The sequence below is a fragment of the Robinsoniella peoriensis genome (assembly GCF_000797495.1).
GTDB classification, from domain to species: Bacteria; Bacillota; Clostridia; order Lachnospirales; family Lachnospiraceae; genus Robinsoniella; species Robinsoniella peoriensis.
The window spans coordinates 23335-37627 of the sequence record NZ_JTGN01000019.1 but is presented as its reverse complement, the minus strand read 5'-3'; the positions used below and the strand labels follow the sequence as shown (position 1 = coordinate 37627).

Sequence of the window (14293 nt, the reverse complement as noted above, 5' to 3'; positions counted from 1 at the left end):
TCCACGAAAACAATTCTTCTGGATCTTCCAAACCACTCACTGAAATGATTGCACAACCACTTTTTCTATGCTAAAATGAAAATAATATTTTCAGGCGAAATAACTCGAAATATCTCTGTAATCCTAACCGTATAAACCGGCGGTTTATCAGGCAGTGTGACGTTAAGTTTTACGGCATTTCTTCGGTCATGCCATAGGTGTTCAGACAATTTAGCAAGTGAAAAATTATAATAAAGGAAATATTTGTTTATGGAAAGAGGAAATGATATGAAAGAACAAATTTCTGCACGGCAGACAGTCCGGCTATTTTGCAGTTCTTGGTTTGAACAGCGGGACGCAGCGCTGGCCACGGAATTCCTGGCGGATGATATCCAATTTATCGGCACGGGGGAGAAAGAGTTTGCCTTGGGGAAGACGGATATGGCGAATTATGTTCTTACTGATATCCGGGAAATTCCGGAACCGTTTGAAATGGAACTGACGGTTATCCACGAGCAGGTTTTTAACGATGCAATTTATATTATGACTGCTGAGTTTACACTCAGAAATTCCGTGTATGCCTGGCGCCTGCACGGCTTTTTTGCACTGTGCAGGCAGAGTAACAGATGGCTGGTATGCAGCCTGCACTTTGCTGAACCTGGCAGCAGCCAAAGGGGCGGGGAGCACTATCCGCAAACGTTGGTTCTGGAAAATGTGATGAAGCAGCGGCAGGCACTTCTAAATGATTCCCTGGCAGGCGGAATGATGGGCGGTTATATTGAACCGGGATTTCCTTTTTATTTTATTAATCGCCGGATGCTGGAATATCTGGGCTATGATAGTGAAGCAGAGTTTATTTCGGATATTGGCGGAATGATAACCCAATGTATGCATCCGGATGACAGGGAACGGGTGGATCATGAGGTGGATGTCCAGATAGAGGAAAAAGGAGAATATGTCGTAGAATACCGGATGAAGAAAAAAGATGGTACTTACATCTGGGTTCATGATACAGGGCTTAAGATGACTGCAGAGAACAACAAGCCTGCCATCACCTCAGTTTGTATTGATATTACAGCTCAAAAGCAGGCACAGGAAGAAGTGCTTCATATCTATAATAACATACCCGGTGCAGTGTTTCGCTGCCGATTTGATGCCGATTTTTCTGTAATCGATGCAAATGACGGGCTGTTTGAATTTATTGGCTATTCCCGTGAAGAATTTTCAGCAATGGGCAACAAAATGTCATCTGTAATTTATCCGGAGGATCTGTCAGTTATGGCGCAGCGGCTGAAAGTACAGCTGGCGGATGGAAATACCATACAGAATGAGAACCGGTTGATCTGTAAAGACGGGACGGTAAAGTGGATTTCGATTAAAGCCCAACTTCTTACAGAAGAGGATAATGAGAAGTATTTCTATTGTGTTTTTGTTGATATTACGGAAGAAAAACTGCTGCAGCAGAGGGAGAGGGAGCTGTACGAAAAGGAACTGGAGTATTTTGCAGAGTTGTCTTCCGCAGGAGGAAGTATTCAGGGACGGATTAATGTCACGAAGGATAAGCTGGAAAGTTATGCAGCCTCTTCGAATATAGCAATTGCACATGTAGGGAATACCTATGAAGAGACTGTCGAGAGTATATCAGCTTCTGCTGTAGACAGGGATTATGGGCAAAAGATCCGCAATACCCTGAGCAGGGAGAAGCTGCTGGCTGACCATGCTGCCGGTAAAGTAGATTATCACTTTGATTTCTTATGCAGGAGTGAAGGCGGAGAAACTTTTTGGGGCAGTATGAGTTTCCGTTCTTCGCTGAACCCTGAAACGGGGGACGTGATCGTTTTTTTCTATATGTTTGACGTTACGGAGCAGAAATTGCAGGAACAGCTGCTAAATAGAATCACAGAACTGGATTATGATATTATTATGGAAATTGATATACAGCAGGATTCCCAACGTCTGTTTTCTTTTAGCAGCAGCCAGAAGAATATCTTTCCGTGTCAGGATGGTTTTCAGCAGGAAATACGTGTCATTGCCGACCAGTTTATGGATGAACCGTCAAAGAAAGAATTTCTTGCTAAGCTGGATTACGGATATATGAAAAAGACATTGGTAAAGCAGGATAATTATACTTTTATTGTGGAGATGAAAGATGAATTTGGTATGGTTCATGTCAAACGCTTCCAGATATTCTATATCAGCCAGGATCTGGGACGGGTCTGTGTAACGTGTAATGATGCCACGGATGTTGTACGGCAGGAACAGAAACAAAAAGAGGAGCTGTCGGCGGCTCTTGTTGCCGCGGAGCAGGCCAATGCTGCAAAATCGGACTTTCTTTCCCGTATGAGCCACGAGATCCGTACACCGATGAATGCAATTATCGGCATGAGCGCAATCGCTGCCCGTTCTATTGGTGATGATGAACAGGTTGCGGACTGTATTTCTAAGATTGGTATTTCCTCCCGATTCCTGCTTGCACTGATTAATGATATTCTGGATATGAGCCGGATCGAGAGCGGTAAGATGCTGCTGAAAAAAGAGAAGATACCTGTGGAGGAATTTTTAACCGGGATTAACTCTATCTGCTATTCCCAGGCGGCAGCCAAAGGGGTGGAATATGAGTGTATTGTGGATCCTGTACTGGATGATTATTACATAGGCGATGCGATGAAGCTGCAGCAGGTCCTTATTAATATTTTAAGCAATGCGATTAAATTTACAAAGGAAGGCGGAAAGGTCACTTTTTCCGCAGCGCAGCAGAGGAAGACGAAAAATGATGCCGTTCTTCGTTTTATCATCAATGATACCGGCGTGGGGATGAGCGAAGGGTATCTGGTACATATTTTTGAGCCATTTTCTCAGGAAAGCTCCGGAACTACTGCTTTGTATGGAGGAACCGGGCTGGGTCTGGCTATTTCCAAAAACATAGTGGATATGATGGATGGAAAAATAACTGTCAGGTCGATAAAAGGAATCGGCTCAGAGTTTACCGTGGATGTGAAGCTGGGTATTACGGAGGAGGAAAAGCTTCGTCACAACCAGAAGAAAACAAATCACAATTTTTCACATTTGAAAACACTGGTGGTGGATGATGATGTAGCTGTCTGTGAAAGTACCATCAATACGCTTCAGGAGATAGGTATCAGGGCGGAATGGGTAGACAGCGGCCGTAAGGCAATTGACCGGGTCAAGGATCTGTGGGATAAATCCCAATACTATGACATGATTCTCATTGACTGGAAAATGCCGGAAATGGACGGTATTGAGACTGCCCGGCGTATCCGTGCGATTGTAGGCCCGGAAGTTACGATCATTATTATGACGGCATATGACTGGATTTCGATTGAAAATGAGGCAAAGCTTGCGGGGGTAAATTTACTGATGAGCAAGCCGATGTTTAAATCTACTTTGGTCTCCGCATTCACAAGAGCGTTGGGAGAGCAGGAAGAACAGGCTCAGCAGACGGAGGTGATCAATTACGATTTCACCGGCAACCGTGTGCTGCTGGTGGAAGATAATATGATTAATACGGAGGTGGCTGCCATGCTGCTGGAGGATAAGGGATTTGTTGTGGACACGGCTGAACACGGACTGCGGGCTATAGAATTATTCAGCAAATCAGAGCCGGGATATTATAATGCCATCCTAATGGACATCCGGATGCCTCTGATGGACGGATTGACTGCGGCGAACAATATCCGTCATCTTAGTAATGTGGATGCTAAGACCATTCCCATTATTGCCATGACTGCCAATGCCTTTGATGACGACATCGAAAAAAGCAAGGCGGCGGGGATGAATGCCCATCTGGCAAAACCCATTGAACCAGACCGGCTGTATCAGACTCTATATGATTTCATCTATGGAAAGGAGGTCTGAGAGGATGGGGGAATTAAATAATGAGGAAGATGGGATAATGCAGGATATCTCCCTTTCAACGGAGCAGATGGAGGCCATATTGGACAATGCCCCGGTAGCTATATATGTAAGCGCAGCTGAGAATATGGAACTGCTCTATGCCAATCAGATAGTAAAGGATTTGATTTTTCAGTATCCTGGCATTGGTGGGATTACTTGTTATGAAGCGGCGGGTTATGACAGGCCATGCCCCTTTTGTCATGCAGGAGACATGAGCCGGACCGAGCTTTTTGTCCGTGAATTCCATCATCCCGGCAATAACCGGACCTACCAGCTCAGTGGGAAAATTATCGAATGGGGAGGCAAATCCGCTCATATCGAGTACATACTGGACATTACGGATAAAAAACGGGAAGAAAATCACTTCAAAGCGGTGAAAGAGGAGCTGCAGACAACATTCACAAGCATTCCCTGCGGCTTATGCGTTTATGAATTTGAAGCCGGGTGCATCTCTCCATTATTCCATAACTCTGCATTTTATGAAATTATGGGGTATTCAGAAGAACATATACGGTTATTGGAACAGAAGACAGATTTTCTGGGGGTTCATCCGGAAGATCTTGAGCTTTTACAGGGAAAAATCCAAAGAGCAATCCTAAGTAATGGATTCGTCCGTCAAACTTACCGGGTGTTCAATGACCGGCTGGGAGAATACCGCTGGATTCATCTTGAGGGAGCGGTAAAGGAACAGGCTGACGGAAAAAAATTATTATATGGCGTATACAGCGATGTAAGCGAACAGGTGCATCTGGAAAAGGAACTTGCCGGAGCCAATGAAAAGATGCAGGAAGCACAGCTGGAAATGGATCATCTGGTTAATTCCATACCAGGTGGCATTGCCAGTTATCTGGTAAAAGGAAAGCGTTTCATCCCAACATTTTTCTCGGATGGGGTAATGGCACTTTCCGGTCATTCACGGGAAGAATATTCAGAGATGGCAAGGCATGATGTGTTTGACATTGTATACGAGCAGGACAGGGAGCGGGTTCTGGAAGCGGCGCAGGCAGCTCTTGCCAGCGGAGAAGTTCTGGATGTCTCCTATCGTATGCGTCATAAAGATGGCCGTCTGATTTGGATTCATCTCAATGGAAGACGTATGGGACCTCTGTCAGAGAACTCAAAATTTTATGCAGTTTTTACCGGCATGTCGGCAGAGACGCACCTGTTTCAGAATATTGCCAACGAAACCGCGGATGGAATTTATGTGATCGACAAGAGAAATTATGATCTGCTCTATGTCAATGAATCCAAGAGTCTTTTCAGCAAGAAAGTGGATTGTATCGGTCTTAAATGCTATGAAGCAATGCATGGCAAAAGCGCACCCTGCGAATTCTGCACATTGAAAAATAATAAGCCTGACGGGGAAGAACAGGAGATCATGTCTGATGAGTCAGACGCCTGTTACAGTATACGTTTTCGTGAAACGGAGTGGAATGGAATTCCGGCGTATGTCAATTATGTCAGGGATATTTCGGAAGAGGTTCGGATTCGAAAGGAAAAAGAACGTCTGGAGCAGTATTTTCAGACTTTAGTTAAAAATCTTCCGGGGGGAGTTTCGGTTGTCCGTTATGAGAAGGACAGGAAAATGGTTCCTGAGTTTTTATCTGATGGATTTGCAGAACTGACCGAAATGACCCTGGAAGATGCTTGGGAGCTATACGAGAAGGATGCTTTGGCGGGTGTACATCCGGATGATCAGGAAATGGTGAACCAGCAGCTGACAGCATATATTTCCAGCGGTGAGAACCAGTGTGAAATGGTATATCGTCTGAAAAAGGGCGACAATAGTTATGTATGGGTGAAAAATAATCTCTCCCTTATTCAGAATGAGAATGGAGAGAGCCGGGTTTATGCTGTCTATCATGATATGACCAGGGAATTAGGGGAACAGGAACAGCTCCGGGAGCAGTATAAGGATATGATTATACAGCATTATCGGATTCCGGTACCCAATGCACTGATTATCGGCCACTGCAATATCACGCGGAATAAGATTCTGGAAATAATTGATCTTACAGATTCAGACCTTTTAAAAACTCTTGGTACGGTACGGGAAGAGTTTTTTACCGGGATAGCAGGACTTGTTGTTGATGAAAAGGAAAGGCAGACATTTTTAAAGACCTATCTGAATGCACCTGCGCTGGAGGCTTTTGAAAGAAATGACAGGGAACAGATCCTAAAGTGTTTTATAAAAATGCCGCGGGAAGATTTTGGACGTTATGTTCAATTTAAGGTAAATTTGGTGGAGGTGCCCGATACCGGGGATATCACCGGGATACTGACGGTAACGGATATTACGGAGCAGACCATATCTGACCGGATTCTGCACCAGCTTTCAGTCACCAACTATGACTTTGTCATAGATTTAAATCTTAAGCAGGATTCGTATACGGTTTTGACATTTAATGAGAATTCAGATTTTTTACCGGCAACCAAAGGCTGTCATTCGGAAAGGATTGCAGATATGCTTCGGTCTCCCATTGTGCCCAAGGACAGAGAACAGTATGCCAGGGCACTGACACCTGATGAAATTTACCGGAGGCTGACGGAGAAGAGTTCCTATACGTTTGCTTTTTCTACGATTGATGAAAAAGGTGAAATCCGTACCAAAAATATGACTGTTTCTGCTGTAGATCTGCGACTTGGGAGGGTCTGTCTGGTACGTACAGACATTACGGAATCTGTGCGGGAGCAGCAGGGTCTGCTTAATATGATTGCCTATACTTTTGAACTGGCGGGATTTATTGATGTCAACACCAAACGACTTGTGACATATACCCGTCAGACCGTGTTGGAAAACCTGTCTCCATATATTGCAGATAATTATGATAATGCAAAAGCATTTGCAGACCATTATGGTACAGAGGAAGACCGGGCAGAAATATTGCAGCGGTTCTGTTTGGAGAACATGCTTCTGCGTCTGGAAGAAAAGCCGGAGGGTTATGACTTTGTCCTTCCTTACCAATCCAGGGACGGTTTGTTGTATAAGCAGATTAATGTACTGTGGGGAGATGTAAACCACAGTACGGTCTGTATGGTTCGGGCGGATGTAACGGATATGCTGACGGCTGAAAGGCAGGCGAAAAAGACCCTGGAAAATGCGCTTACACTTGCAAAGGAAGCAAACCGTGCCAAGAGCGATTTCCTGTCTGCCATGAGTCACGATATTCGTACACCTATGAATGCGATCATGGGGATGACTACGCTGGCAACAGCTCATATTGAAGAACCGGAGCGGGTGAAGGACTGTCTGCAGAAGATTTCTATTTCTTCCAGGCATCTGCTTAGTCTGATCAACGATATTCTGGATATGAGCAAAATCGAGCGGTCTAATATCACGCTAAACCGCATGAAGATATCGATGTCTGAGCTGCTGGAGCAGCTGACGGCTATTGTGGCACCCCAGGTCACGGCGTCCGGACTGAAGTTTGAACTCCGGACGGAGGGGATCTGCCATGAATATTTCTATGGGGATTCTTTGCGTATCAATCAAATCTTCATCAATATTCTGGGCAATGCGATGAAGTTTACCCCGGAATGCGGTAAGGTTCAGTTTCTGGTGGAGGAAGTGCCTTCCGTCAAAGGCGGGCAATGGGTGCGTTACCGATTCTCGGTTCGTGATACGGGGATAGGGATGTCCAAAGAATTTCTCGGGCATATCTTTGAACCGTTCACACGCAGCAGTGCAGCAGTGAATGTGGAGGGAACAGGACTTGGTCTTAGTATTACTAAGGGATTAGTGGATCTGATGAATGGAGAGATATCTGTTGAGAGTGAGCTTAATCAGGGATCTACATTCCGTGTGGAACTGGAATGTGAGGCAGCGCAGGGTGAACCGGATATTTACGCAGAAGATGTCCGAAGGGTTAAATCAGCTGCTTCCCAGGATGAAATATTTGCAGGACGCCGCTTTCTGGTAGCAGAGGATAATGCCATTAATGCAGAAATTCTCTGTGAACTGCTTCAGATGCACGGAGCAGAATCGGTTGTGAAGATGGATGGGGCAGAAACAGTACTGGCATTCCAAAATACAGCCCCCAATACCTATGATGCAATTCTGATGGATGTCCGGATGCCCGGCATGAATGGATACGAGGCTACCCGGGCGATCCGTGCACTGGACAGAGAGGATGCAAAAAATATTGTTATTGTTGCGATGACCGCCAATGCTTTTGAGGAAGATATTCAGGAGGCACTGGATTCCGGAATGGACGCGCATCTGGCGAAGCCTCTTGATTTTAAGGTGCTGCATGATATTTTGTGTAAATTGCTGAGAAGATAATCGAAGCATTTTAGCATTTTACTATAGAATGTCTTGGAAATTGGACCGCAAATTAATATTAACATTTTTAAGCTTGCGCTGGAATAAGGCCGCTGTACTTTCCTGTTGTTTGATGAGACATAAGGGAGTACAGCGGCTTTTTTATTTTTAGAAATGGGAACAGCTGTTAAAATACAGCAAAAGCATAAAAAGAAGACATTTTTATAGTAAACTTGTATAATATTTTACTGCTTAATAGAAAGGCGAAAATAAAGAATGAAAAATACATTACTCTTAGTGGAAGATGAAATGCTTATTCAGGAGATGGTAGCGGACTTTTTTACCGTACAGGGATGGCAGACAGCATGTTTTGATAATGGCAGGGAAGCGCTTGCTTATCTGCAAAGGAATGAGGTTCAGATGGTGCTGCTGGATGTAATGATTCCTGATATGAATGGATTTGAAGTCTGTAAGGAGATTCGGAAAAACATGGAGATTCCGGTGATTTTCCTGACTGCATTGGAAGCGGAAAATATGCAGTTAAGAGGATATGGTTGCGGTGCCGATGACTATATAACAAAGCCCTTTTCTCTTCCGGTACTTTTGGCGAAGGTACATGCATTGGCCCAGCGGACCAGTAAGGACAGGAAGGAGCGGGTATTACAGAAAGGCATCCTCACGCTTAATCCGGAACAGAGAAAAGTAACTGCATCAGGTCGGGAGTGTATCATGGCAGACAAAGAATATCAGCTCCTGCTGTATTTTATGGAGAACGAGAACCGGGTACTGTCCAGAGAACAGATTTTAAACCAGGTTTGGGGAGTGGATGCCGAGATTCTGGACCGGGTTGTGGATAAACATATCGTTAAGCTGCGCCAGGCTCTGGGAGATGCAGGCAGCTATATCCGAACGGTTTCAAAAGCAGGCTATTCTTTTCAGATTCAATAAGGGAGAAATATATGACCAAAAAGGAAAAATATCGTATTCTGCTTAAAACCGGAGGTTGTTTTTTACTTTTGTTTTTGCTTTGTGCATGTATCATAACTACCTACGATACTTTACGAAACAGGAAACTGGGACAGGAGGCATTTCAACAAAAGAAAAATTATATATATGAAAAATTAGTAAAAAGCAGCGAAGAGGATTTTCAGAAAATCGTTAACGAAGTGGGAGACAGTGCGAAAAGCAGTCTGAATGGAAACTTCCAGAACCAATATTACAGTTACCTGGTTTACAATGATAAGCAAGATTTACTGGCGGAAAGTAAAAATTATCTGAATGTTAAAATAGAGGATGGAGAAACGACTGAATCGAAGCTGATATTTCCGGAAGAGCTGTTTTCTATAGAGCAGAAAAATGTTTTTATAACGGCTATAAAAGAAAACAGCAGGAATAAATCGAAACCACCGAAATATCGTTTTCTCTGCAGTACCGATAGCAGGGATGGGCAAGGGTTTTTAACGGGTCTGTATGTTGAAAAATTAGAGTGGGTCAGTGGAGAACAGGGAGAGAAAGCACAGCAGGATCCCTGGTTATTAACCTCACGCTCATGGAAATCAGAGTATGATGGGAAGAATTATTGTCAGTCCGGCAGTGAAATTGTAATGGAATGGATTTCTCCAGAAATAAGCGCCATATCTGAAAACGAAAAATACAGAGAAATACAGATATTGGGATTTCCTTACTACCAGGATGGTTTTGAAGAGTGGAATTACTGGGAGCAGGAGGAATGGCTGCATAACAGGAAAGAAATTTCAATGAACACCGCATCCGGTCAGGAAATGAATTGGGATAATGGGAAGACCCTGACCTCTGGATTTCTAACAACACAGATGGAGACCCGTATGAGGTTTTCGTTACTCAACAGCAGGTCGTATATCTGCCTTCAAATACGGGCAAGCGGAAGGCATTTGTATACATCTTTGGTAAATCTGAAGTGGGCTTATCTGGTCATGTTCTTTATTTTAGGCTTATGTGCGCTGTATCTGTCTTATGGCCAGATAAAAACAGAAGAAAAGCGGCAGCAGATGGAACAGGATCGTAAGGATTTTATCAATGGAATGACCCATGAACTGAAGACGCCGCTGGCAATTATACGGATGTGTGATGATAATCTGCGGATAAAAGAGCTGGAATATAAAAAGGAATATTATCTGGATATGATTAACCAGAAGACAGAAGAGATGGATACTATGATTCGCCAGATGATGACGTTGTCGCAGATAAATTCCATACATTTCATGCTTCAGCTGCAAAGGACAAATCTGGCGAAACTGGTAATGGAATCTCTGAACCGGATTGCCCCTCTGCTCTTGGAAAAAGACATCGATTTACAGATGGATATAGAACGGGTGGAAAAAGAAGTGAATCAGAATTATTTTGAACAACTGGTATCAAATCTGCTGTCTAATGCTGTTTCCTATGTGACACCTGGTGGTTATATTCGTATTATGCTGGATGAAGAAGAACTTTCAATTGAAAATGCAGGGGAACCTATTTCGGAAGATTGGAAGAGGGATATGTTTGAACTTTTTTCCAGTGGGAAACAGCTGTCCGGAGGCAGGGAGAAGCATCTGGGATATGGGCTGTATCTGGTTAAAAAGGTTGCAGGTCTGCATGGAATGAGATGCGAGGCTGAAAATACATCTGCCGGGAATTTATTTCGTATTCGATTTAAGGCAGAAGAATAAAAAGGGGATATTTTTCTGTTATGCTTTTGTAAATGAAAAGACACCGGTAAATATGCCAAAGAGGGATGGATGTGCGATGGTGAAAGAAATAAGAAAACGAAGCAGACAAAATAAACAATACAGACAAAACAATAGAAAAAAGTGGTATGGTATGATTCTGCTGGCCGTCATGTTAGGATGTACGGTAACTGCCTGTCAGAAAACGCCTGACCAGGCACCGGTTGTTAATAAATCAGAAGGACTTCCCAAAGGATGCATAATTGACAAGGTGAAAGATGGAGAATTAAAACAGATTGATGCACCGGAACACTGGAAGGAAACCATGGAGCGCATGGATGGACGTGTGACAGTAGACGCGGATGTGGACATACCCAGGCTCTCGGTAAGTAATACTCCGGTATTAGAATTAAAAAAAGCGAACTTTGATAATGAGCAGTTGAAGAAATTGACCGATTATTTCTTCAAAGGGAGGAAGTTTTATCAAAAGCCGCAAATGACAAAAGAAGAGTTATCACATCAGATTACTAATATAGAAAATAAATCAGGGATATACGGAGAGGGCACTTTTCTTATGCTCAGCAAAATGGAATGGAAGCCGCGATTGGAAGAATTAATGGAAAAAGCACCGGATAAAAAGCAGGAAAAAATATATAGGAAGCCGGAGTTTTCAAAACCGGTCCAGTCAGAAATGGAATATATGTGGTGGGGTACTGAAGATGAGATGGTACGTACTGAGAATAACTGTTTTTGGGCAGTAGTGGAAACAGGAGAAAAAGTGGATCCTATAATAAAAGCTTTCAGCCTCAATGAAAAAGCAGGAACTGCAGGTTACTTTTCATACTCTATTGGGGATGTTTATGATGAAGAATTCCTGAATTCTGATAAGGAAGATTGTATATGGGATAGGAAAAACAGATATCCCCAGGGGAGCAAACATCTGGATGACAAAGAGGATTTTATACAGAGATGTGAATCAGCAATGGAAAATCCGGCAATAGCAATAGATGATGCTGTTGAAACAGGAAATAAAATATTGAAGGATCTGGGGATTACCGGTCTTTCATTGGAACAATGCAAGAAGGCCGTTTGGTTTCCGAATCCCCCTATATGGGGGCATGGCTATGAAGATTATGATTCAGATTTGGGAGAGAACAAAGCAGCCTATACGTTACTGTATAGTTGGAATCTGGATGGAATTTCGGAATATAGACCTATTAGAGGTACTTTGCATAATGATATGCCTGAACTAACTTATAATCCTCCTTTTCAACCGGAAAAAATCGAAATAACGGTTACGGAAGACGGAGTCGTGGGATTTTCCTGGACCAATATGGCGGAGTTGTATCAGGTGGTTGCAGAAAATACGAAACTTCTGCCTTTTGATAAAATCAAGGACAGGCTGGCGGAACATCTGCAGTATATCGGTCTGCCGCCAGATGGTGCAGGTGGGGCAGATAAAGATCAGACAGTAGTCACTTTCAAGGTAAAAAGTGCAGAATTAAAAGCGGCTTATTCCACGGCCTTTAATGCTCCCGATCATGTCTGGTTGATTCCGGTCTGGGTATTTGTAGTCCAGTCTTCTTACGAGGGCAGTGAGATGTATACGATGCCGGAAACGGTATTTCTTAATGGGATTGACGGAGGTTTTGTAAATCCTTCATAAAGTTACGGCAACAGGCAGGAGAAGTCTGAAAGTTCCTTTTAAACCACTTATTAAGGCAGTATCGCAGGCGGGCCTGCTATATGCAGGAGGTATGAAGATGAGAAAAGTATTTTTCGCAGACTGGAAAAGGGCAGTGTTATCTATGGGATTCCTTACCGGCATTATAGGACTTGTCATCGCAGGCATCTGCGGTGGATTGCCTGCAGTGACATATATGAAGGAAAACAGGGTTTATGATTCTCATGGCAGCTGGATTTATTTAGCAGAAGCGGTGATCCATTCAGAATTGTTTTTGATGGCGATTCCGCTGGTTAGTTCACTTGCTTATGGGGCTGCATTTTCGGATGAACTGAAGTACCGATTTGCATTAGCAGGACTTGTACGTACCGGATGGAGACGATATCTTAGTTCAAAAGTAATTGTGACAGCTTTATCCGGCGGCTTGATAGTATTGTTTGGGGTGCTGCTGCTCTTAGCAGGTATAACACTGGTAGTTTTTATAGATCCGAAGCAGGGGATTTTCATGAAAACAGAAATTTTTCCCCACCTTACGGAAGCGGCAGGGTGGATAGTCCTCACCTGTTTTAGCGGCAGCCTCTGGGCATTGCTGGGGGGATTTTTTGCGGCTGTAATGAAAAACAAATATATGGCATATACCACACCTTTTATTTTGTATTATGTGTTGAATGCATTTCAAGAAAGATATTATTCTTCTCTGTATATACTGAATCCCCGTGAGTGGGCAGCACCAAGGGTGATACAGATTTGGGAAGCCGGACTGATGGTTTCTGTGGTAGGTTTTGCAGCAGCAGCGGCTTTTGTGATAACCATGGAAAGGAGGCTGAAGGATGCGTGACATAAAACAGTCTTTTCAGATTGCGTTCTATAATTTCCGTCTATGGAAGAAGAATCCCAGAGTCATTATGACTTTTGCCCTGGCATTTGTACTTTGTCTGATGTTATCGGACAAAGCAGTGTCCCTGGCGAGAAGTTACGGTACAAATATGCAGATATTGGAGGCCTTTGTATGGACATTCGGAGATGGGAATTCCATTATGATATCCTCTTTGCTATTGATTTTACTGTTTGCAGACATGCCTTTTATCAGCCAGGGAACCCCTTATTATCTTTATCGGACGAAGCGGTCCCTGTGGGTATGGGGGCAGGTAATCTATGTAGTGCTTGCTACAGTGCTTTATACTTCTTTCTTACTGGCGGTCAGCTGTATCATCTGCGCTCCTCTGTCTTTTCCGGGGAATATGTGGAGCGAGACGGGGGCTCTTCTTGGTTATTCCGGCGTTGGGGTAAAGATCGCACTGCCGGCATCTGTTAAGACCATGGAAATGTCTTATCCATACCAGTGTGCAGCGGTTATATTTTTACTGACTACCTTGTATTCTCTGGTGATTGCCTCTGTTATGCTGCTTTTTAATCTCTGTAAAAGCCAGTTTATGGGAGTAATCAGTGTTTTTGTTTTGAATCTGTACGGACTGCTGTTGAGTCCTCAGATTTTTATGGCACTGTTTCAATTACCCCAGACGATGGAATATAAAGCAAATTTAGCAGTTGGATGGCTCTCTCCTCTTAATCATGCCACTTATTATATGCATAATTTTGGATATGATTATCTTCCCCGGATATGGATGAGTACAGGCATGTTTGGGGGAATTTTAATAATTATTTTACTGCTTATCTGCAAAATGGCGCATAGATATGAATTTCATTTCCTGCAGCTAAATGAGTAGTGAAGAACTTATTTGCGGCAATAGTGAAGGCGGGTTTGGA

7 protein-coding genes are annotated in these 14293 nt (G+C 43.4%); all 7 read left to right on the top strand.

From position 1 onward, the window contains the following. Nucleotides 1-267 precede the first annotated feature (267 nt). The 7 genes from QR40_RS26400 to QR40_RS26370 all read left to right on the top strand — a co-directional run bounded on the left by QR40_RS26400 (nucleotide 268) and on the right by QR40_RS26370 (nucleotide 14253). Nucleotides 268-3855, top strand: coding sequence for a response regulator (locus tag QR40_RS26400; RefSeq protein ID WP_152614296.1), 3588 nt, complete (start codon nucleotides 268-270; stop codon nucleotides 3853-3855). A 4-nt stretch (nucleotides 3856-3859) separates the two neighbouring features. Continuing rightward, on the top strand, nucleotides 3860-8176 hold the full coding sequence (locus QR40_RS26395; protein WP_242858589.1) for a PAS domain-containing hybrid sensor histidine kinase/response regulator: 4317 nt from the start codon (nucleotides 3860-3862) through the stop codon (nucleotides 8174-8176). A 255-nt stretch (nucleotides 8177-8431) separates the two neighbouring features. Then, nucleotides 8432-9103, top strand: coding sequence for a response regulator transcription factor (locus QR40_RS26390; RefSeq protein ID WP_044297538.1), 672 nt, complete (start codon nucleotides 8432-8434; stop codon nucleotides 9101-9103). Nucleotides 9104-9114: 11 nt separating this feature from the next. Then, nucleotides 9115-10845 carry a sensor histidine kinase gene (locus QR40_RS26385; RefSeq protein WP_044297537.1) on the top strand — a complete coding sequence of 577 codons (1731 nt, stop codon included), beginning with the start codon at nucleotides 9115-9117 and terminating at the stop codon, nucleotides 10843-10845. 52 nt (nucleotides 10846-10897) lie between these two features. Continuing rightward, nucleotides 10898-12508: a DUF6034 family protein gene (locus tag QR40_RS26380; protein ID WP_152614295.1), complete on the top strand. Its 1611-nt coding sequence runs from the start codon at nucleotides 10898-10900 to the stop codon at nucleotides 12506-12508. Nucleotides 12509-12605: 97 nt separating this feature from the next. Next, a complete protein-coding gene (locus QR40_RS30350; protein ID WP_052431068.1) occupies nucleotides 12606-13364 on the top strand; it encodes a hypothetical protein in 759 nt (252 codons plus the stop codon). Then, the gene (locus QR40_RS26370; RefSeq protein WP_044297535.1) at nucleotides 13357-14253 is read left to right on the top strand and encodes a hypothetical protein; all 897 of its coding nucleotides are present in this window, start codon (nucleotides 13357-13359) and stop codon (nucleotides 14251-14253) included. Before QR40_RS30350 ends, QR40_RS26370 begins: the two co-directional genes overlap by 8 nt. Nucleotides 14254-14293: the final 40 nt, after the last annotated feature.

What these genes read in the sequence shown, in the direction of transcription:
- QR40_RS26400 (WP_152614296.1), top strand. Translation starts at nt 268, where the DNA reads ATGAAAGAACAAATTTCTGCACGGCAGACAGTCCGGCTATTTTGCAGT.
- QR40_RS26395 (WP_242858589.1), top strand. Translation starts at nt 3,860, where the DNA reads ATGGGGGAATTAAATAATGAGGAAGATGGGATAATGCAGGATATCTCC.
- QR40_RS26390 (WP_044297538.1), top strand. Translation starts at nt 8,432, where the DNA reads ATGAAAAATACATTACTCTTAGTGGAAGATGAAATGCTTATTCAGGAG.
- QR40_RS26385 (WP_044297537.1), top strand. Translation starts at nt 9,115, where the DNA reads ATGACCAAAAAGGAAAAATATCGTATTCTGCTTAAAACCGGAGGTTGT.
- QR40_RS26380 (WP_152614295.1), top strand. Translation starts at nt 10,898, where the DNA reads ATGCCAAAGAGGGATGGATGTGCGATGGTGAAAGAAATAAGAAAACGA.
- QR40_RS30350 (WP_052431068.1), top strand. Translation starts at nt 12,606, where the DNA reads ATGAGAAAAGTATTTTTCGCAGACTGGAAAAGGGCAGTGTTATCTATG.
- QR40_RS26370 (WP_044297535.1), top strand. Translation starts at nt 13,357, where the DNA reads ATGCGTGACATAAAACAGTCTTTTCAGATTGCGTTCTATAATTTCCGT.